This is a genomic window from Colwellia hornerae (genome assembly GCF_007954355.1).
Taxonomy (GTDB): domain Bacteria; phylum Pseudomonadota; class Gammaproteobacteria; order Enterobacterales; family Alteromonadaceae; genus Colwellia_A; species Colwellia_A hornerae.
Window position 1 is genome coordinate 1 of record NZ_VOLR01000033.1, and the last position, 21,616, is coordinate 21,616.

The window sequence follows — 21,616 nt, forward strand, 5'->3', positions numbered from 1 at the left end:
TTTGTTTAACTCAGTATTATGTTTATTCATGCTCTGCTTTTGGGATAGATAGTGGTTTGGCGATTACTATCAGATCAAATTCAGAGCATGTTTTCAATTGTTTTATTCCTTAAGATCCAACCTATGAACAGATTATAATATCGATATACATCATAAAATAGCGATGTTTCTTTATAGCTGGTTAGCGAAGCATATTTTAAAGTCTGACATGGAATATAAGTCTTACGCACTATCGATAGATGAAGGAAGTTTTATAAAGTGAGATACGCTAAACAAGGTTAATAGCACATCACTTTACCAGTAAAATTACTTTATTAATGAAGATCACTTAGGGTCGGCTTGTCCTACGTTTACCCTATAGAAAATACTAAAGTCATCCTGAAATATCTTGAAAAACCAACGGGTACATTAGCGTATTAATTGGTGAGTTATCAATATATTGTTGAGATTATTACTATAAATAACTGCTCGCTTTTATTACTAGGCCCATACAATTATTGAACAAGCCAAGATTGTTCAATAATAATTTCTTCATTTTCATATATTTTAGCAGTAAATAGCTGACCCAAATTTATAATGCCCACACCTTTAGGCGTGCCAGTCATAATAATGTCTCCATCTTCGAGGGTTAAAAAACGCTGTATATCAGTGATTAACATTTCAGGTTTGTTAATCATCAGTGGGTAATTAGCGAACTGTATCAGATGATTATCTATATACAATTCCATTTTATAACTTTGGTAATCGCCATCACAGCTGACAAATTCGCTAAATACGGCCGACTTATCAAAGGCTTTAGCTCGCTCCCAAGGTAAGCCTTTTGATTTAAGCACATTTTGAAGCTTTCTTTTTGTCAGATCTAAACCAAAGCCTATACCAGAAATTTTATTGTTCTCAATAATAAAACTGATTTCACCTTCGTAGTGTATTTCTTCATCTTGATTATTTTCAATATTGTTCGAGATGGCAGAGTTAGGCTTAATAAAAACCACTGGCTCTGTCGGGATTTCATTATCTAGCTCTTCGATATGCTCAACGTAATTTCTACCAATGCAGACAACCTTCGAAGGAATTAAAGTTCTACCATTATGTTTAACACTGTTCATTTATGCTGTTCCTCTGTCTTGATACTTAAGCTTAATGCTTATCAATATCGGTTAGCCGAGTTATTCCGCCAGTTCAGAGCCAATAAAAATACGGTTGCATTAAAATCATTACATAGGATAACTTAATCATTTATCGATAGTGTAGATAAATAAAATTTAATAAATATTTAGGGGAATGAGCAAAGCATATTGTAGTGAGACTAGCTAGATTAGCGAAGGCTAATGAATCAGGGGAGTAAATTTCTGAAGTAAAGAAAAGTAGCGATTTAGTCGAAGCTTAGTTGTTATACCGCTAAGATTCGACTTAAATCATTCCCTCAACTCATCGTGTTGAATTGAGGGTTTATTTTGTTATTAAGCTTGGTATACCCATTCTAAAAAACATTTAGAATCAGTGATATTGCCAAATTTAATTAACTTAGTACCATTTTGATCGTTAACAACAACATTATGTTTGTTAACTGAAATGAAATTAATAGGTGATTTAATTGAATAAATCGTTCCTTTATATGTATAAGACATAATAAAACTCTTTAATTTGCGCTGCTGCGCATTAATAATAAAAGCCATATTACTGTGTGAAAACGTTTAGATATTTATAAATATCTGATCAAGAAAATAATGTATCTTGATAACCTCAGACAACAATTTAGGCTTAGTAATTTGAGTGATGACTGACTGTGAAAGGGAAAGACATAACATTGATTATCACAAGTACTAATCACAAGTGATAATAGGTTAAATAAACGAGAGGGGGATAATTAACAAAACAACTATAAACAGCTTAAACGTGAAAGTAAACGTTTTTTTAAATTATTATCTATTTATTGGTCTTTATCCCCTACTCCTTAATGTTTTTAAAGAGCTAGTGGCTGTAATGCGACTAAACCTATAACTTATTTAGCAGTACTTAACTGCTGATATAAATCAATAAATTTTACACGCTTGCGATAACCTTCAAAAAAGTATTTATGGTCAATATTACCAGCCGGATTAATAATCACAATACCAGGATAAGGGATGCCGTAATTATCATCGCCCATTTGGTAATCTTTATTAAGAATACCATAGGCTTTTACTGTCGCCGCTGCTTGGTCTGACAACAAAGGATAAGTCAATTGCTGCGCTTTAGAGAAACCATTTAAAATATCTGTGCTGTCATAAGAGATAGCCGCAACGCCGTAACCTAACGCTTTAAATTTATCCGCGTATTCATTGAATTCAATTAAGTGGCGTTTGCAAAAAGGACACCAATCCGCTGAACGAAAAAATAAAACGATCAATCCTTTTTCCGCAGTTAAATCAGCAATATTAACCACTGATTTTTTTGCATCTATTACCGTTAAAGCCGGCGCTTTATCTCCTACTTTAGGCCCAACCTTTATTGAAGTCTGCTCGGCAAAAGCGGTATTAATAAAAAGCATCGAAAAAAGCAAGGTGACAATGACAGAACTAGATTTTTTGTTATGAATCATAATTTTTATAAACTCTTAGATGAAGTAAATGTTTGTACTAAAACTATAGACCGTGCAATTACATTATTTACTTCATCTAGTGGTTATTAATTTATCATAAATAATTACTGTAATTTTGGCGCAACACGATGTTTAGTCGCTTGTTCGAAACCAAAAGCAGCTTCAATCAAGATACCCTCTTGTAACTTGCCAGAAAACATTGATAAGCCAACTGGTAAGCCATGAACATATCCCATGGGTAGCGTAATATGGGGATAACCTGATATTGCCGCAGCAGAAGATGCTGCACCTAAATAATGGTCGCCATTAACCCAATCAATTTTCCAAGCGGGCCCTGTGGTCGGAGCAATAATCATATCAAGATTGTGCTTTTCAAGTAATGCGTCAATGCCCTCTTGTTGTGTTAAACGTTTAGCTTTAGCTAGTGCATCAAGATAAACTTTATCGGTAATGCTTCCTTTAGCTTGTGCCATCAAAAATATTTCTTGTCCAAAGTATTTCATTTCAATATCAGCATTTTTTTTGTTGAATTCAATCATTTCACTGAGTGATTTTGGCATGCCTGGTGCTGTTTTTGAGAGGTACTTATTGAGCTCGTCTTTAAATTCATAAAGCAGTACTTCAAATTCAGCATCGCCCCACTGATCTTTGTTTTCAAAATTAACGTCGCCTACGATCACCGCACCCTGGCTTTTAAGGTCTTGCACTGCCTGACTAAAAACATTGTCTAGCCCTTGATGATAGCCCATCAGATTTCGAGCAATACCGATACGTTTACCTTTAAGACCATCAAGCTTTAAGTGTGAGAGATAATCTATTGTTGAAGACATTACATCTTGATCACTTGGATCTGCTTTTACCATTGCCGCTAAAAGAATAACCGCATCGGTTACATTCCTCGCCATAGGGCCGGCAGTATCTTGGCTGTGCGCAATAGGAATAATACCGTCGCGACTTACAGTGCCTAATGTTGGTTTGATGCCAACAACACCATTAATTGCCGCCGGACAAGTAACTGAACCATCAGTTTCAGTGCCTATGGTTACCGTGGCAAAGTGTGCTGCAGCAGCAATACCAGAACCTGAACTAGAGCCACAAGGACTGGTTGTTGTATCGTAAGGGTTTTTACTTTGTCCATATAAACCGCTCCAGCCACTTGATGAAGCTGTCGAGCGAAAGTTTGCCCATTCACTTAAATTGGTTTTTCCTAAGATAATCGCGCCAGCTTCTTTGAGTTGCTTAACTAAAAAGGCATCATCATCTGGAAAATTATTGGCTAACGCGGTTGAACCTGCGGTATTCGCCATACCATCAGTGGTGTCAATATTGTCTTTAAGAAGAATGGGAATACCATGCAAACTACCTTTAAAGCCATTTTTCAGGAAATATTCATCAAGATCTTTCGCTTGCTGCAGTGCATTTTTATTTAACTGCACCACAGAATTTAACTTCATGCCATTATCATCAAATGCGTCGATGCGCTTTAAGTAGAATTGCACCAATTGCTCACTGGTTATTTGCTTACTTTGCATTTGCTGATGAATATCGTTAATAGTGGTATTTTCATTTATCTCCGCATCGGCATTAAAAACGATGGCGGTGCAGAAAAAGAGTAGCGCTAAGTGTTGAAAAACTTTCATGTCAGTTCCTAAAGTATAACGTTGCACGTTTTATAATTTAAATGGGGGTGGGTTGTCTATAGAAGGCTAGCCATTAAACGAAAAGAATGTTTAATGGCTGTTATTAAATCGATACACTGAACTGCGATAAGCCATTTAAGATTTATCGCTTTATTTTATCTAAACACTAGTCTTTGCTATGTTCTTTAACTTTGGTCCACGCCAGTGCTGACACAGCAAGCGCGACAGCACTAATTTGAAACACTAAGCTTTTGTCGGCAACTTTACTGATAAATAAACCAATCGCTAAGCTTACTAATAATTGGGGTAACACAACAGACAAATTGAATAAGCCCATGTATAAGCCCATGCGCGACTGTTCAACTTTTTCAGACATTATGGCAAACGGTAAACTAATAATGGCCGACCAGCCAACACCTAATAGCGCCATTAGTAAGTAAAGTACTACTTTTACATCGCCAAATACCGACACTAGCCCATAGCCAATCGCCATACTGGTAATACAATAAGTGTGGGTTTTTACTCGTCCTATTTTTTTCGAAATAGGTTCAAGTACAAATGCCGGCAATAACGCAGATACCGCACTTAAAATGAGAAAGCTCATCGCTATCACTTTACCTAAATCATCATCTGACAAACTTGGCATTTTGTCTTGCAGAAAAGCAATAATAAAAACAAACATTGTTTGTACGCCAATCCAACTAAAGGAATGAGCTGCTAATACTTTTCTAAAACCAATGCTATTATCACTACGACTCTCTTTAGCAAATAAAGTAATAATCACAAAATAAAAAGTAATGATTGCCGCAATAACTTCAGCCCAGTAATGATTGGTTTTTATACCAGATATTTGTAAAGCCATCGCATAAATATCGTAAATAATGAAGCCCCATAGGGGTTTTATGTTCATCAATACCATTGTGAACGATACTTTTTCTTGGATAATATCGCTTTGGCTTACTAATAATTCTTTCGGTTCGGTAATAAAAAAAGGAGTAAATATTGATAGAAAAAATACTAATCCTGCGCCTAAGTAAATGAGTACGAAATTCCCCCACGTAGCGCCAACCGCATAAGCTAATACACCAAAAGAGCCTGATACCGTTTGCATCCAAGTATAACCTTTAGTGCGAGCATCACCTTCAGGGGTTACATCCGCGATAATGGCACGGGTTGGATTAAAGCTAATATTTATCGATAAATCTAAAGTTAACGCGACAGCAATCGCTACACCGAGTAATCCTGAGATGCCAAGCGTTGAAGATACAATATCGATATTGGGCAAAGCCAATAACATCATGCCGGCCAACACACCTCCGATGAGGATAAACGGACGACGACGACCATTCCAAAACCACACCTTGTCACTAATAATACCGACAATAACTTGCCCCAAAATCCCCGCAATCGGTCCCGCGGCCCACACTAAGCCAACCTGATGAATATCAAGACCATATTGAGTGGTTAATATCCAGCTAAGCGCTGATATTTGTACCGACAAAGCAAACCCCATCGCTGTTGCAGGTAAGCTCAATAGCATATAAAAAGATTTACTGAGGTTTTTTTGAATCGCTAACATGACTTAATTGACTCTTTTCAAATAGACACGAGTAACATATATTAAATAGGTACTCAATATTTAGCCACGTTACTTCCTTGCTTGATTGCCAGCAAGGCCCTGCATACGTATTCAAAACCATATAATGATTAAGGCCAACCGTTATTTCTGTTTTATATTTTCATAATATGTTTTAAGAAATCATCATGACTTGGTAATTTACTCATCGGTTCTTGCTTTATTTCTTTAATTTTTTTTAAGGTCGCTTGTAGTTGTGCTAAAGACATATTATTTGCAAGAGGGTGATAATCTCGCGGCACAATACCTTGCCCTATCATTACTTGTAGCCATGAGTTTTCAAGAAAGAGATCATTTTGGTCTCTGAACAGTCGACCATTTTCTTTAAATATTTCGATTTTATGACGAAGACTATCGGGAATATCCATATTACGCATATCACGCCAAAAATCACTGTTTTCACGCTGATTAACGTGATAGTGCAAAATAAGAAAATCTTTTATTTGATCATATTCTACTGCTGATTGCTTATTATATTCTGTCACGAGTGTGTCATTGACACCGTGATGTGGAAATAAATGCACTAAGCGAACAACGGCTGATTGAATTAAGTGAATGCTGGTTGACTCAAGAGGCTCAAGAAAACCACTTGAGAGTCCAACAGCAACAACATTTTTGTTCCACTGTTTGTAACGTCTACCGGTTTGAAATTTTATAATTTTAGGGTCGGCAATAGCTTTACCTTCAAGGTTACTCATTAATAAATCCATGGCTTTATCTTCAGAGCAATAATTACTGCTATAAACTAAACCATTACCGTTACGATGCTGTAAAGGAATGCTCCATTGCCAGCCACTTTCATGAGCGATGGACCGAGTATAATTTAGCGTTGTCTCTGCTCGCTCTGAAGGTACAGCAATAGCGCGGTCACATCGCAACCAGTGACTCCAATCTTCATAACCAGTATTCAGCTTCTTCTGAATCAAAAGCGCCGCAATGCCTGAGCAATCAATAAAAAAGTCACCGGTTATTTCTTGGCCACTTTTTAATTTTAGTGCTTGAATAAATCCTGACTCATTGCATTGTTTAACCTGTTCAACTATCCCTTCTTTTCTAACAACTCCCATTTTTTCACTGAGTTTACGCAAAAACTTTGCATATAAACCTGCATCGAAATGATAAGCATAAGGCATATCTAAAATAGGGTCTTTGCTATTAATTTTGGCAAATTTACCCGCTTCAGCACATAAATAATTAAGATCGTATTGCCAAAGATGCTCGTCGTTTTCTAACTGATTATCACGTTTTAAAAGATGATGAAAATGACAGAATGCGGGGCTTTTTCCAACTGCACCAAAACTATGATAGTAACTATGCCCTTGCGTTTTCCAGTGCTCAAACTTAATCGCTAATTTTATGGTCGCTTTTGTTTCTCTGATAAATTCTACTTCATTAATACCTAATACGTTATTTAAGTGTTGAATAGGGGGAATAGTCGCTTCACCAACACCGATAGTGCCAATTTTTTCGGATTCAACTAATTCAATACTAACGGCACTACCCAATAATTTTTTTAATAAAGCAGCTGAGATCCAACCTGCGGTGCCTCCGCCAAGTATCACAACTTTTTTAATTGTATGACTCACGTCACTTCCTCCTAATATTGATTAACGTCGCTATAAAAAAAGCCTGCCCACAAGGACAGGCTTTACGTTAACGGTAAATGTTAACTATTATTCATCTAAAACTTATAGTTTATACCTAACGAATAATTCGCACCAAACGATTGATAAGACTTAATTTGTCTCGCATCAAGGGCTTCGGCTTGAATAGTATCTTCATCAGTAATATTTTGTGCTTGTAGTGTCACACGTAAACCTTTTAACGATTTAATACCCGATTCTGCGAAATCGTAGCTAATTTGTGCATCCCAAATTTCAGCACCTAAATCATCCGTTTCAACTAAAGACAAACTACCGCCACGTGTTTCTGTTAAGAAATTATCACGCTTGGTACCCGCAATACGAATTTCAAAACCATTACGCTCGTAATATGCTGTTAACGAATAACTTTCTTCTGATAGACCAGGAATTCGTCCCTCGTCTGTCGTTTCTGTGGCATCTAATTTACCATCTAAGAAAGTTGCACTAACCACTAAGCCAAAACCATCAAGTGATTCATGGACTAAACGAAATGGCATACTTGCTTGCAGTTCATAGCCGCGAACAAATCCTTCAAAACCATCCGTATTGGTATCAACGTACCCAGTAAGTGTTTTAGGCGCGTCACCACTACTGTCTTTATGTAAATCAGCAATATATACATCAGAAAAATCAGTTAATTCACGATTGCCACGATGCCAGTTCTTTAAGTCTTTGTAGAAAAAAGTAGCTGCGAAATAGCCATCATCTGAAAAATAATTTTCATAAGAAAGATCAAATTGATTAGCTTCATAAGGCTTTAATTGAGTGTTACCTGCACTACCTGACCATGGACCATTTTCAGGATCGCTACTTTGTATTTGGTTATCATTATAAGCGAAGGTTGCACGTGCATTAGGGCGCATATCATCCATACGAGGACGACTAATAACTTTAGCCATTGCTGTACGAATAAATTGGTTCTCAGCAATCTCAAAGCTTAAATTTAAGGTAGGTAATATATCCGAATAAGATGCGCCATCAGTTACCGACGTTGCCACAACGTAAGCTTCTGTATTTTCTACGGTAGAAAACCCTGAAGCCCACTGATCAACATCAACATACTGTAAACCAAAGTTACCTGTCATATAGACATCACCCAGTTCAGCTTCTAAATTTAATTTGGCATAAAGTGTTAACGTTTCTTCTTCAACTTTATAAGTATCACCTAAACGATCGGTTTGTACTAAAGATGCTTCTGTAGCCTTATAATAGTCACTGTTATACAAATCTATACTGTCGTAAGCAAGGACACCGTTAATTCCAACAAAACTTAAATCAGTTACGCCTAACACATTAGGGATAGGTCCATCACTAGGGTATTCTGGAGAGGTTAAATAGTCACCTTCATTGATTTTATTTTTTTCTCGCTCAGAATAAATAACTCCTAATTCAACACCACGAACAAGGCTATAATCAACAACACCTTTGACTTGGAAACGAATACTATCAAGAGATTCTTCAAATTCAGGACGATTAACAAAACCATCTTGTGCATCACCACCGATAACAGGTGCACCCCAAGACTGAGGGCCAGCAAGACGTATTAAGCTTTCATCCGTGTAATCAACACCTGCAAGTGTAGGATGGTCACTAAACATTACACCTGTAGAGGTCATTTCCCATGAACGAGCTGCAGAGGGTCGTCCATCAACACCTGCGCGTCCTGTACCCGAATAACTTTCTAAATCGATAATAGACTTTTCAACATCACCAATAGATAAATCTGTTTCAACCGTCCAATTTTCATTTAGTGCATATTCAACGTTTAAGCCAAAAGTGGTTAATGTAGATTCTTGTGTTCTGGCATCATTACGCACAACCGAATGAAAATCATCCCAGTAACCAGAGGTTACCAAACCATCTTCAGTATTTGTTGCGGTGTAGTTTACACCTCCCCACACGGGTCCACCTTCTTCTAGACCACGTCTTACATCATGTTCTTTAAAATCGATGTATAATGCATCAAGTTGAATTTTCAGCTTGTCATTGGGAGCATATTCAATAACAGCGGCAATTGAGTCACGTTCCATTAAGGCTGAACGCGAAAAAGAGTCATGACCGCCTAAAATTTTGTCACCTTGTGGGGTATCAGCATAACCCCAAGCGCGAAAATTCTCTTCTTGACGAGGTGTTTCTTGTGTTGATAAAACAAGCGCTAAACCTAAAGTGTCATCCGCAAACTTATCGACAAAGTTAAATGACAAGCGGTGTCCATCATTATCGTAATCAGGGTTCGCCGCATCTTTTTCATTTTTCTCAAGGTTGGCATTAAAAGTCATTGTTGGATCTGAATACAGTGGACTGATTGTCTGTAAATCAATTGTACCGCCGATACCTTGTGAAATAAGCCCTGCTTCTGGCGTTTTATAGACGACGATGTTTGAAACTATTTCAGTGGGGTATAAATCGAATTCTACACCTCGATTATCGCCCATACCCAATAGTTCACGGCCATTGAGTGAAGTACCAATATAGTTTTCATTAAAGCCACGAACCGATAAGCCACTTGTTCGACCATTTCGACGCTCACCTGTAACACCAGGTAACCGCGAAAGCGATTCAGCAACACTGGTATCAGGTAGCTTGCCAATATCTTCTGCAGAAATAACTTCGACAATTGAATTGGTGCTCATTTTAATCGCTTGAGCTCTTTGTAAACTGCCTCGAATACCCGTTACTGTAATAACTTCTATTTCTTGCTCACTTACTTTTTCTTTATTTGTTTCTTCGACTGCATAGGCTGATGAGCTTAGTGCCATCAAACCACTAGAAATTATTGCTATGGTTACTTTACTTGGATTAAACTTTAACATTGTATGGTATCTCCCAAATTCCATCCGAACTTATGTTTCTCTCAGTTTGTATAACTGATGTAATTGCTTTTATTTTGTTCTGCTTCGTTTGCAGACATCTCAATATAGACGGCTTACAATGGGATGAATACCTTATGCATACGTATTCACATAGCAATAAACTGATGCATACGTATTCAACGATCAATAGCTAGACTATTCATTCACAAGTCATTATGAGAATAGTTTGTTATAAGGATATACCTCTAAAGGCAGGCTCTTAAATTAGAGTAATACTGACTTCTGTTGGCTGTTAATAGCTAGACATTAAAATAACATTAATCTTTATCTCATTTTTTACCTTATCTAATAAAATATGTCACCGTTTCGTGGCATAGTTAGTCTTACCATGTAGACAGAATTAGACTTCCCAAAAGCTTATTTGCTTTGAATACGTATGTAAACATCATGTTTATCTGTTTAAAGTTTCCGTAGCTGAGTAGATTACTCCAATCATTTATTTAATTGCTGACCATTATGCCAAATTATTTATTATTTCCCCTTAAACAACCTATACATTTTACTTTAATAATCTTATTAGCCATATTAGTAAGTGGCTGTTTTTATGACGGTCAAAAGACAATATATTCTCATCAAAATTTAACGAATAAAGTTATAAATAATACAGACACGGTTAAAAGCAGCAAAAAAAAAACTGTTTTCCCTTTAGTAAGCCAAGACTTCTCTGCACATTGGCTGACCCCAGAGCTGCTTTTATTACCTAAAGATAATTTACATCAACAACATACCTTGAACTTTGAAGACGGCGAGCATATTGAACAAGTCACGCTTACGCCCTTCACTGGAGAAATAAATCATCAGCTTATCCCCAGACATTTACGTTCTTTTAATCTATTTGAGGTAAAGCTGGCTGATGATAAAATTAAAAAAGGGCTGAAAAATAAAGTCTATGTCAGCTCTGTAAGCGAAAACACACGTTCAACTCACACCGCACAGGTACAAACGGCGCAATTATTGGATGTTTTGTTTACCTCACAAAATAACGACGCCGATGAAGTGAAGAATTTAGGGGCCACTCTCAATGAAAGTTCGATTGAATTTGCACTTTGGGCACCGACCGCAAAACAGGTAACCTTATTAGCGTTTAATAAAGACCAGCAAGCGACACAGGTTGTGCCCCTTAAAGAAGATAGCAATACCGGTATTTGGTCTGGTGCCGTTATTAATAGTCAACAAGAGCTTTACTACCAGTATCAGCTGACAATATATCACCCTGCTAGCGATAAAATTGAAACATTAACCACCACAGATCCCTATTCTTTAAGTCTTTCAACAAACAGTGAGTATTCACATGCTATCAATTTAGCCGACTCAAAAAACAAACCTGTTGGCTGGGAATTACAGCAAGATGTTTTAATTAAGAACCCTGAAGATAATATTTTCTATGAAACCCACATTCGTGATTTTAGTGCCCACGACCCGCAACTCTCATCACCTGCAGTTCGTGGAAAGTACGCTGCTTTTAGCGAAAAAAATAGCGCGGGCATTAAACACTTTAAGGAGTTACAAAAAGCAGGTATTAACAATATTCACCTACTCCCCACCTTTGATATTGGCACGGCTAACGAAAACAGCGCTCAGGTATTAGATCTTAACGACACAATAGATAAACTTTGCCAACTTATGCCAGCGCATCAGCTTTGCGCTCAGCATGAGAAAAAACTAACGCTACGAGCATATTTAGAAACACTCCCCTTAGCAACAGACGAGCGCCAAGCGATAGTCAGTTCGATTAGAAAAATTGATAATTACAATTGGGGCTACGACCCTTTCCATTATACGGTTCCAGAGGGCAGTTATGCGCAAAACCCTGAAGGCTCAGCACGTATTATTGAATTTCGTCAAATGGTGCAAAGTATTCATAACTTAGGCTTTCGCGTCATCATGGACGTCGTTTATAACCATACCCATCAAGCAGGGTTAGCACCAACTGCTGTACTTGATAAAATTGTGCCTAATTATTATCATCGCCTTGACCCTATCAGCGGAAAAATCGCGCAATCAACCTGTTGTGATAACACCGCCACAGAAAATGTCATGATGGAAAAGTTAATGACAGACTCATTAATTGTTTGGGCAAGAGACTACAAAATTGACGGTTTTCGCTTCGATCTTATGGCACACCAACCAAAATCGGCAATGCTTAAAGCCAGAAAAGCAGTACAAGCGGTTGATAAAGATACCTACTTTTATGGTGAAGGGTGGAATTTTGGTGAGGTGGCGAATAATCAGCGTTTTACACAAGCTAGCCAATCAGCATTGGCTGGCACAGAAATCGGTACCTTTACCGACCGTTTACGCGATGCAGTTCGTGGTGGCGCCTTTAGCGCCAGCGGCGATGACATTCGTAAAAGCCAAGGTATCGGCAGTGGTTTAAGCACCTTGCCTAACGAATTAGTAGAAAGGGTAGCATCAGATAAAGCTTATCTACTCGCCGCAGATCAATTACGTATTGGTTTAGCCGCTAATTTAGCCAATTTCCCTCTTGAAAATGCTCAAGGTAAAAACGTTACCGGTAAAGAAATCCCTTATGGTGACCAACCGACCGGTTATGCATTAGACCCTGCCGATACCATTAACTATGTATCTAAACACGATAACCAAACATTATGGGACAATAATCAATACCGCTTACCCTTTGATACCTCAACAAAAGATCGCGTTCGTATTCACTTACAATCATTGGCCTTTGCTATTTTCGCGCAAGGTATTCCATTCTTACATATGGGCTCAGAATTTTTACGTTCAAAGTCATTTTTACGCGATAGTTACGACTATGGTGATTGGTTTAATAAAGTCGATTTTACCAAGCAAAGCAATAATTATAATGTCGGTTTACCGCCAGCAGATAAAGACCAAGCAAACTGGCCACTGATTAAAAAAGTACTGGCAAAAAATAAAGGGCGAGATATTGTTAGCCCAAGTGATATAGAGTTTAGTGCAGAAGTGTTTAAAGAGTTTATTAGCCTGCGCATGAGTACCCCTCTTTTTCGTCTTACCAGCAGTGAACAAATAATAAAGCGTATAAAATTTCACAATACTGGTAAAGAACAACAAATGGGCTTAATTGTGATGAGTATTGATGATGCAGAACAATCGCAACAAGTAGATACTGATATTTCAGCGCTCGTCGTTATCTTTAATACCAGCACCACCGCTAAAACAATCGCTTTTGAAGAGGCCGCACAATATCAATTGCACCCAATTCAAAGCAGTGGTGTTGATAAAATTGTTAAAAAAAGTAGTAGCAATGAAAACCATTTTTCTGTTCCGGCGTTAACCACCAGTGTTTTTATCAAAAAAAGATAATAGCCATTTGAAACAGTAAAAAAGGAGCTTAATCAGCACTGCCATTGCAGGTTAGGTTAGCCTTTAAAAGTAACTATTCCTTTGATATTTAGCGTGTTTTAAAGATAGAAATAATACTGATGGTTTTTTTACTAGAACAATTTTTCTTTGCAAATGACTTGAACACAGGAAGTCATTTATTTTAATATCACTCCAAGTAGTCTTTAGCTCTGTTTTGATCAATACAACTGCCAACTCATATATTGATCTATAGCGTCAAATAAACCGTATAAATATGTTATTATTTACTATTAATCACTAATTCTTAATACAATCTTATTATGGCCAACAAAAATCTTCGTATCCGTGAAAAAACAATCTTTGACGGTATTTTTAGCAAATACATTTTAAAGTTCCTTTTTAGCCTTTGGTTTAAAGTTGCCGGCTGGAAATTATGTACAGCCACTCCCGAAGGTGCAGGTATTACTATTGCAGCACCGCACACATCGAATTGGGATTTTGTCTATGCACTTGGCGCTGCGATATTGCAAGATGTGAAAATATATTTTTCTATTAAAGACAGTATGTGCCGCATACCTCTTTTAGGTCGTTGGTTGATGTACCTTGGCGCTATGCCTATTGATCGCTCATCTACAGGCCTAGGTCAAGTTGAACAAATCAAGCAATTTATTGAAACACAAAAAGGTAAACGAGTATTTTTCTTATTTACTCCAGAAGGTACACGAGGCGGAGTAGCAAAATGGAAAACAGGCTTTTACCATGTTGCTCAAGGATGTGCTTTACCTATTTTTTTAGCCAAAGTCGATTACCTCAGTAAAGAAACCGGCGTTTTTCACATCTTTAAACTGACCAATAATAAAGATGATGATATTCAAGCAATGCAAGCCTCTTATAAGACTGTTTATGGCAAATATCCGACTAAACAACTCCCCCCCTACCAAGGCCGTATGCCAAGCATAGGTGATAAAGAAGCAGCAATTATTCGTGCCCTATACGCTATTAACTCTATTAAAGGAGTTGCCACTAAAATGGAAATAAGCGCAAAAGCTAAAATAGGCGAACTGTCTAATACTATGTTTGATTTTTTAATCGATAACGGGCTTATCGAACAAGGTTTTTTAGAAAGGGCTGAAATTACTTACCAGTTAACTTTAGCAGGCAAAGGCTGTTATTTACATTTGTATTCACAAGACAACTTACTTGCTAGACCTAACGGGTAAAGATAACTACCAAGAGTATTAGTCACAAATTATCGTTAACATTGCTATCTATCGTCACCGAGCGCTATCAATGACAACCATTTTGTTTAGTAACAGAGTAAAGGTGTGAAAACGCCTTTCAACGACAATAGCGGTCAACATAAAGCAGCTTTTCGCTAATATTTTACTATCTAGGTAAATAATAAATAAGCATGAAATTAACCGCCATCATTCCATCATTTCGCGTACCTTTCTTAGTATTAGCCCCTGTTTGTATTTTTCTTGGTGCCAGTATTAGTTATGCTGAGCAAGGTGTGATTGATTATGCTGTATTAGCCATTGCCGTGTTAGGGGGGATCTCTGCGCACATTGCCGTTAACACCATTAATGAATATCAAGACTACGTGAGCGGCTTAGATCTGAAAACAATTAGAACACCCTTTAGCGGTGGTAGCGGTTTATTATCTCAGCAACCTAGGTTACTTCCCTGGGTAAAAAACGCCGCAATTGTCACAACCCTTTTAACCTTTCTTATTGGTGTTTATTTCGTCACTCTCTATGGCAGAGCAGTTATTACCTTAGTGCCGATGGGGTTACTTGGATTGGCCATTATTATTGGTTACACAAAGTGGATTAATAAATGGCCGATTATCTGTTTAGTTGCCCCCGGACTTTGTTTTGGTTTACTGATGGTGGCAGGCACCCAAGTTATTTTATCTGGCCATTTTTCAACAACACCTTGGCTAATAGGTTTGATCCCTTTTTTTCTTATTAACAACTTATTACTTTTAAATCAGTATCCTGATATTGATGCTGATAAAAGTATCGGTCGAAACCATTTTCCAATTGCCTTTGGCATTAAAGCAAGCAATGCCATTTTTGCAATTTTTGCACTGTGCGCAACGTTACTACTTGGCTTTTTTATTAGCCAAAAGTTATTACCGATAATGAGTGCACTGGCGTTTATTCCACAAGCATTAGCCTTTGCTGCTTTATATGGCGCGATAAAATTTAAAGAAGATATTGGCAAACACCCTAAATACCTTGCCTACAATGTTAGCTGTGCATTATTGACACCTTTAACCATAGCAACCACCGTTTTCATTAACTAATTAACGATTAATTAACGATAAACTTATGAATACGTATGTAGCTTAGCTGTAAATTGGTGTCAGTCCTTTATGCTTGATGTAATAAAAAACATCAGGAATATCCATGAAAAAAATTATACTCAGCCTTGCTGTACTGATTTCATCTCACAGTTTATTTGCACAAACCCTTAAGTTAACGTCACCCGACGGAAAAATAATTCTCAGTGTTAATGACCAAGGAAAACCTAATTACGAAATGAGCTTTTTAGGTGAAAGCATTATACAACGCTCGCGTTTAGGTTTAGCATTCAAAGATACAATTGCTTTTAGTGACGGCTTTACTATTTCATCAAGTGAAACCCAATCAGCCAAAGAAGTATGGCAACTACCTTGGGGTGAACGTAAAAATGTCACTGATGAGCACAATGAATTATTAGTGACTTTTGCAATTAACAACAGAACAGAGACTAAAAAATTTAAAGTACGTTTTCGTTTGTTTAATGACGGGGTTGGTTTTCGTTACGAAGTACCAAAGCAACAAGATATTGAGCACGTAGAAATCATTAATGAATTCACTGAATTTGTCATAAATGATGCCGATAAAGCCACCGCATGGTGGATCCCCGCACGTGGTTGGAATCGTTATGAATACATATATAACACCACCAAACTAGCCTCGGTTGACCGCGCCCATACACCTTTTACCTTTAAACTAGACTCAGGCACTCATTTAAGTATTCATGAAGCGGCGTTAGTTGATTATGCCGCTATGACAATTAATCAAAAACGTCCTGGTGTCTTAAAAGCTAATTTAACCCCTTGGTCAGACGGCGTCTTAGTTAAAACAAAAACCCATTTTAAAAGTCCATGGCGTACTATTCAAATCAGTAAAGATGCGGTTGGCTTACTCAATTCTGACCTGATATTAAATCTTAACGAGCCTAATAAGTTAGGCGATGTTTCTTGGGTTGAACCGGCTAAATATGTTGGGATTTGGTGGGGAATGCACATCAACGCTAATACCTGGGGTAGCGGCGAAAAACATGGCGCGACCACCAGTGAAACCATGCGTTACATCGACTTTGCCGCAGAGCATGGCTTTGCAGGAGTGTTGGTTGAAGGTTGGAATCTAGGTTGGGATGGCGATTGGTTTTTCAACGGTGACGTATTTAATTTCAGTAAGGCTTATGATGATTTTGATATCGCTGCAATCTCGGCTTATGGTGAAAAAAAAGGGGTACGATTAATTGGCCACCATGAAACCTCAGGGAATGTGACTAATTATCGTAATCAAATGAATGATGCTTATGCTCTTTATGAAAAGCATGGCGTAAGACAAGTAAAAACAGGTTATGTTGCTGACGGTGGTGATATTAAACGCATTGACGAGCACGGGATAATTAGAAAAGAATGGCATGACGGTCAGTTCATGGTGAGTGAGTATTTACACAGCATTACAGAAGCAGCGAAACACAAAATTAGTATTAACACCCATGAACCGATTAAAGCTACCGGTTTACGCAGAACTTACCCTAACTGGATTTCAAGAGAAGGCGCTCGTGGCCAAGAATTTAATGCTTGGGGCACACCGCCAAACCCGCCTGAGCATACCACCATTTTACCCTTTACTCGCATGTTAGCTGGACCAATGGATTTTACACCGGGTATCTTCGATATGAGCTTTAATGGCTTGGGTGATAAAAGTAATCGCCCGCAAACCACACTAGCAAAACAATTAGCACTATACGTGGTGCTCTATAGCCCTATTCAAATGGCAGCAGATTTACCTAAAAACTATCAAGCAAATTTAGCGGCATTTCAATTTATTAAAGATGTACCAACCGATTGGCATGAGAGTATAGCGATTGCTGGTGAGGTCGGTGAATATGTTGCTTTTGCTCGGCAAGAAAGCGGCGGTGATGATTGGTTTGTTGGCGCATTAACTGATGAGCAAGCACGCACGTTAACATTGCCGTTAGATTTTCTTGATAAGAATAAGCGCTATCAAGCACAAATTTATCGCGATGGTAAAAACGCAGAGTGGATTAACAATCCCTATGAAATGATCATTGAAAGCAAGCAAGTCACTGCTAACGACCAATTAGTCTTACCCCTAGCGACAAGTGGCGGTGCTGCAATTCGTTTTAAAGCATTATAATTAATTGATATTTATAGCTTAAATAACGTAAAGAGTAGCAAAACCCTTACTTGTGCTACTCTTTTTAAAACCCCAGATACTGAGAATACCCCAAAGCGATAACATTAATCAAAATAGCGAACCAGAGCACAAAAATAAAAGGCCTTTTTTGGGTTTTATGTCGAAAAGCTTGCTGAGCTAATAACGCGCCAGGCCATCCACCAAGTAGCGCAAAGACCTGTAGTGTTTTTTCTGAAATGCGCCTTCGCTCTTTTATCGCATTTCTTTTGTCAATGCCATAGAGTACAAATGTTAGTAAACTTAGGCTCAAGTAACTCACTAGCACCCATAACGCTATTTCTTGCATCATAAAGAGCAGGCCAAGAGCAATTAAAAATAAAACAACGACACTTTTTGAAAACATATTCATAGCTCGCACAATACACTCTGTAAGCACAACGTAAGTCATTAGCGGTGATTACCACAATTTATTGATAAGACTTCATCGATATACTTATTAAAGATAAAATTAAAAAAGCCAAATATTTAACAATAATCGGCTTTGATTTACTTTTATACTTGTTAAATATTAATTGACGATAAGCGCTTAAAATCAACTAGGTGGGCGTTCTTTCTTAAGTTTAATAATCAAGTCGATATGAGGAATAAGTTCCTCTATTTCTCGAATATGATCCCGCAAGCTTTGCCATTGCGTTAATTCTAATTTACCCGAGTCTAATATCGCGAGTTTAAGTTCACTAACCAACGAGTTCTCATCGACTTGCTCTATAAACTCATTAATACGTAATAGGTTGTCTAACTCTGCTTGAGAAATTATTTCTATGTCACTACTTTTTTTCATCACTAACTCTATAAAAGACTCTATAAAAATAAGTATAGCCAAGCTTTATTTTTTTGCTCTACATCAATAAAACTATACGTATTTTAATTGTCACAATTTAGTAAGAAAAAAGTCATATTCAACTTGTAAAGTGCTTCACGTTAACTCAATAAAGCTCAATAAGGAATAATCATGGAACATAATAGTGTTGATGAATATGATGAAATATTTAGCCTTTTCGACGGTTTACTCACGGATCAAAAAGAGTCGCGCTCACGCAAAAGAAAGTGGCGCGAAATTGAAACGTATAAAGACAGAAAACGATTACGCCAGGAGCTTCATGATTTACAAAATTACCCGTCTTAATCATTAGCGTTGGAGTAAGTAGACATTACCCTAACGCTAAAGAATTTAGTCAGCTATGATTGGGCAAAATCAACTAACGTTTTGCCTGTCATACGATAACCTACCCATTCATCCTGAGACACAGCGCCTATCGCTTGGTAAAAGTCACGTGAAGGTTTGTTCCAGTCTAAACAGCTCCACTCAAAACGTGCGCAATCTTTATCAATAGCGGTTTTAGCCATATTTTTTAATAATTTTAAACCCGCTCCTTTTCCTCTATGCTCTGGCGTTACATACAAATCTTCGAGATATAAACCTGACTTTGCTAACCATGTTGAATAGTTATAAAAGTAAATCGCTGTTCCAATAGCAACACCATCAAGCTCACAAATTAGCCCATGTACTTGTGTGTTTTCACTAAACATTGTCTCTTTTATCGTTTCAACCGTGGCATACACTTCATCTTCAGCTTTTTCATAAATAGCGAGCTCTTTGATAAACATTAACAAAAGCTCGGCATCAGCGATGGTTGCTTCACGTATCATTATTTCAGACATTTTATTTCCTCATTTTCTCAATTAATTTTTTCCATAGCATACCAGTACCAAGCTATTTAAACACCTGCTCTGCAATGCCACAAAAAATAAACAACAAGGTTGAACTAATATCAAAAATTAGCTCTAAGTAAGGGATTAAAAGATAATTAAACGCTTCTGGTACACTTTTTAAAGTTTGTCCCTGTTTAGTAAATCACTTTATCGATACAATATAACAAATGAGTTATCGCCATTACAAAAAGGAAAGTCTGTGTTCAATAAAATAGCTTCACTCGCCTTATTCACCTTTATCACTTTACCGGTATTTTCAGCAGAGGTCAGCTCGACAGCAAAGCAAACAGCCGATTACGCCGTGCAAACCTATCAACAAGCTATGGTTGCCAGTTTAGCTGAGTTAGTGAAATACAATACCTTAGCGATTGATGGTGTTTCAGCTAACGACAACCCTGAACATATAGCTTTTAAAGCAGAGTTAAAAAAACAAGCTGAAGATTTAGGCTTCGATTATACCGACGACGGTTATGTAATTGTTATTGGCTTAGGTAAAAGCGAAGAGCGTTTAGGAATAATTACCCACGGTGACGTACAACCGGTAAATCCAAAGAAATGGCAAAAATCTCCGTTTGAACTTGATACCACCTCAGAGCCCGGCAAACTTATCGCTCGTGGTACCGAGGATGACAAAGGGCCAATATCAACTGCCCTCTATGCAATGAAAGCGATTAAAGACAAAAATATAACACTCAACAAACGTATTGAACTATATGTTTATATGGCAGAAGAATCAGACTGGGGACCATTAGAAGCCTATATTAAAACCCACACATTGCCACAAACCAATATTACCATTGACGCAGAATACCCGGTTGTCACTGCTGAAAAAGGCTACGGGACAATAAAAATAGCCTTTAACAAAAACAACTACAGCGGTTTTGATGCTTACCTCAGTGAATTTAGTGGTGGTTTTTTTGGTAGTCAAATACCTGAAGATGCTAAAGCGGTGATTGAAAATGCTGACCTTACGTTGCTGCAACAACTGATGGATAAAGCAAGGACATACCAAGGTATTAGTTTTGATTTAGAGTTAAAAGGAAACACCTTAACGATTACAGCACTAGGAAAATCAGCTCATTCATCTAAGCCACAAGAAGGCCTAAATGCCATTCCATTTTTAGCGGGTTTATTATCGCAAACTCGCTGGCCTAGCAATGGTGCAGGTACTTTAGTTAACTTTATTAATGACAATATTGGTTTAGGTTTGGAAGGAAAAAACTTTGGTAACATAGCCTACAGTGATGACTTTATGGGACCTATGACGGTTTCACCCACGGTTATTAAGCAATTTAAAAATAATATTGAATTGAATATTAATATTCGTCGTCCGCGTGGTAAGTCAGCGCAACAGCTAACAGAAGAAATTAATCACGTTATTGCGACTTGGAAGCTGACAAATATGGCTGACATTACCGAACTAGAACATTATATTGGCGACCCTTTTATTCAAAACGATGCGCCACATATCGACACATTACTGGCGGTATTTTCACATTTTACCGGTATAAAGGACGCGAAACCTATTGCTATTGGTGGCGGCACAAATTCACGCCTATTCCCAAATGCAGTAAGCTTTGGGCCATCAATGCCAAATGCTAATTATACCGGCCATTCTGAGCATGAATTTATTACCATGAAACAGTTCGTTTTAAATTTAAAAATGTACACCGCCGCTTTAGTTGAATTGGCTGCAGCCAAAACACAGTAACG

General features: G+C 37.6%; 15 protein-coding genes. 6 read left to right on the forward strand and 9 right to left on the reverse strand.

Annotated elements, in window-relative coordinates; translation table 11 throughout:
• Window positions 1-494 precede the first annotated feature (494 nt).
• From ESZ26_RS17260 to ESZ26_RS17285, 6 genes are all read right to left on the reverse strand, one after another.
• On the reverse strand, window positions 495-1,106 hold the full coding sequence (locus ESZ26_RS17260; protein ID WP_146800786.1) for a fumarylacetoacetate hydrolase family protein: 612 nt from the start codon (window positions 1,104-1,106) through the stop codon (window positions 495-497).
• Window positions 1,107-2,002: 896 nt separating this feature from the next.
• Window positions 2,003-2,581: a peroxiredoxin family protein gene (locus tag ESZ26_RS17265; protein ID WP_223271716.1), complete on the reverse strand. Its 579-nt coding sequence runs from the start codon at window positions 2,579-2,581 to the stop codon at window positions 2,003-2,005.
• A gap of 104 nt (window positions 2,582-2,685) precedes the next feature.
• The gene (locus tag ESZ26_RS17270) at window positions 2,686-4,221 is read right to left on the reverse strand and encodes an amidase (protein ID WP_146800788.1); all 1,536 of its coding nucleotides are present in this window, start codon (window positions 4,219-4,221) and stop codon (window positions 2,686-2,688) included.
• Between the two features lie 166 nt (window positions 4,222-4,387).
• Complete coding sequence (locus ESZ26_RS17275; RefSeq protein ID WP_146800790.1) at window positions 4,388-5,800, reverse strand: MFS transporter; 1,413 nt, start codon at window positions 5,798-5,800, stop codon at window positions 4,388-4,390.
• 152 nt (window positions 5,801-5,952) lie between these two features.
• On the reverse strand, window positions 5,953-7,443 hold the full coding sequence (locus ESZ26_RS17280; RefSeq protein ID WP_146800792.1) for a tryptophan halogenase family protein: 1,491 nt from the start codon (window positions 7,441-7,443) through the stop codon (window positions 5,953-5,955).
• 95 nt (window positions 7,444-7,538) lie between these two features.
• Window positions 7,539-10,313, reverse strand: a complete 2,775-nt coding sequence (locus ESZ26_RS17285) for a TonB-dependent receptor (RefSeq protein ID WP_146800794.1) — start codon at window positions 10,311-10,313, stop codon at window positions 7,539-7,541.
• A 516-nt stretch (window positions 10,314-10,829) separates the two neighbouring features.
• Between ESZ26_RS17285 and pulA the strand changes: the two genes are divergently transcribed.
• The 4 genes from pulA (at window position 10,830) to ESZ26_RS17305 (ending at window position 18,130) form a co-directional block, all read left to right on the forward strand.
• Complete coding sequence (gene pulA / locus ESZ26_RS17290; RefSeq protein WP_146800796.1) at window positions 10,830-13,682, forward strand: pullulanase-type alpha-1,6-glucosidase; 2,853 nt, start codon at window positions 10,830-10,832, stop codon at window positions 13,680-13,682.
• A gap of 320 nt (window positions 13,683-14,002) precedes the next feature.
• Window positions 14,003-14,902, forward strand: coding sequence for a 1-acyl-sn-glycerol-3-phosphate acyltransferase (locus ESZ26_RS17295; RefSeq protein ID WP_146800798.1), 900 nt, complete (start codon window positions 14,003-14,005; stop codon window positions 14,900-14,902).
• A 191-nt stretch (window positions 14,903-15,093) separates the two neighbouring features.
• Window positions 15,094-15,993 (forward strand): prenyltransferase, encoded by a 900-nt coding sequence (locus ESZ26_RS17300; RefSeq protein ID WP_146800800.1) that lies wholly within the window; start codon window positions 15,094-15,096, stop codon window positions 15,991-15,993.
• 103 nt (window positions 15,994-16,096) lie between these two features.
• Entirely contained in the window at window positions 16,097-18,130 is a 2,034-nt protein-coding gene (locus tag ESZ26_RS17305; RefSeq protein ID WP_146800802.1) for a glycoside hydrolase family 97 protein, read from the forward strand.
• Window positions 18,131-18,194: 64 nt separating this feature from the next.
• Here ESZ26_RS17305 and ESZ26_RS17310 read toward each other — a convergent pair whose 3' ends face one another.
• Window positions 18,195-18,539 carry a DUF1294 domain-containing protein gene (locus ESZ26_RS17310; protein WP_223271717.1) on the reverse strand — a complete coding sequence of 115 codons (345 nt, stop codon included), beginning with the start codon at window positions 18,537-18,539 and terminating at the stop codon, window positions 18,195-18,197.
• 183 nt (window positions 18,540-18,722) lie between these two features.
• Window positions 18,723-18,971 (reverse strand): hypothetical protein, encoded by a 249-nt coding sequence (locus ESZ26_RS17315; protein WP_146800804.1) that lies wholly within the window; start codon window positions 18,969-18,971, stop codon window positions 18,723-18,725.
• A gap of 171 nt (window positions 18,972-19,142) precedes the next feature.
• Here ESZ26_RS17315 and ESZ26_RS17320 point away from each other — a divergent pair, with 171 nt between their 5' ends.
• Window positions 19,143-19,316: a DUF3545 family protein gene (locus ESZ26_RS17320; RefSeq protein ID WP_146800806.1), complete on the forward strand. Its 174-nt coding sequence runs from the start codon at window positions 19,143-19,145 to the stop codon at window positions 19,314-19,316.
• Between the two features lie 53 nt (window positions 19,317-19,369).
• On the opposite strand, the gene ESZ26_RS17325 is transcribed toward ESZ26_RS17320, so the two are convergent.
• Window positions 19,370-19,852, reverse strand: coding sequence for a GNAT family N-acetyltransferase (locus ESZ26_RS17325; RefSeq protein WP_146800808.1), 483 nt, complete (start codon window positions 19,850-19,852; stop codon window positions 19,370-19,372).
• Between the two features lie 250 nt (window positions 19,853-20,102).
• Between ESZ26_RS17325 and ESZ26_RS17330 the strand changes: the two genes are divergently transcribed.
• On the forward strand, window positions 20,103-21,614 hold the full coding sequence (locus ESZ26_RS17330) for a dipeptidase (protein ID WP_146800810.1): 1,512 nt from the start codon (window positions 20,103-20,105) through the stop codon (window positions 21,612-21,614).
• The last annotated feature ends 2 nt before the right edge of the window (window positions 21,615-21,616 follow it).

What these genes read in the sequence shown, in the direction of transcription:
- ESZ26_RS17260 (WP_146800786.1), bottom strand. Translation starts at nt 1,106, where the DNA reads ATGAACAGTGTTAAACATAATGGTAGAACTTTAATTCCTTCGAAGGTT.
- ESZ26_RS17265 (WP_223271716.1), bottom strand. Translation starts at nt 2,581, where the DNA reads ATGATTCATAACAAAAAATCTAGTTCTGTCATTGTCACCTTGCTTTTT.
- ESZ26_RS17270 (WP_146800788.1), bottom strand. Translation starts at nt 4,221, where the DNA reads ATGAAAGTTTTTCAACACTTAGCGCTACTCTTTTTCTGCACCGCCATC.
- ESZ26_RS17275 (WP_146800790.1), bottom strand. Translation starts at nt 5,800, where the DNA reads ATGTTAGCGATTCAAAAAAACCTCAGTAAATCTTTTTATATGCTATTG.
- ESZ26_RS17285 (WP_146800794.1), bottom strand. Translation starts at nt 10,313, where the DNA reads ATGTTAAAGTTTAATCCAAGTAAAGTAACCATAGCAATAATTTCTAGT.
- pulA (WP_146800796.1), top strand. Translation starts at nt 10,830, where the DNA reads ATGCCAAATTATTTATTATTTCCCCTTAAACAACCTATACATTTTACT.
- ESZ26_RS17295 (WP_146800798.1), top strand. Translation starts at nt 14,003, where the DNA reads ATGGCCAACAAAAATCTTCGTATCCGTGAAAAAACAATCTTTGACGGT.
- ESZ26_RS17300 (WP_146800800.1), top strand. Translation starts at nt 15,094, where the DNA reads ATGAAATTAACCGCCATCATTCCATCATTTCGCGTACCTTTCTTAGTA.
- ESZ26_RS17305 (WP_146800802.1), top strand. Translation starts at nt 16,097, where the DNA reads ATGAAAAAAATTATACTCAGCCTTGCTGTACTGATTTCATCTCACAGT.
- ESZ26_RS17310 (WP_223271717.1), bottom strand. Translation starts at nt 18,539, where the DNA reads ATGAATATGTTTTCAAAAAGTGTCGTTGTTTTATTTTTAATTGCTCTT.
- ESZ26_RS17315 (WP_146800804.1), bottom strand. Translation starts at nt 18,971, where the DNA reads ATGAAAAAAAGTAGTGACATAGAAATAATTTCTCAAGCAGAGTTAGAC.
- ESZ26_RS17320 (WP_146800806.1), top strand. Translation starts at nt 19,143, where the DNA reads ATGGAACATAATAGTGTTGATGAATATGATGAAATATTTAGCCTTTTC.
- ESZ26_RS17325 (WP_146800808.1), bottom strand. Translation starts at nt 19,852, where the DNA reads ATGTCTGAAATAATGATACGTGAAGCAACCATCGCTGATGCCGAGCTT.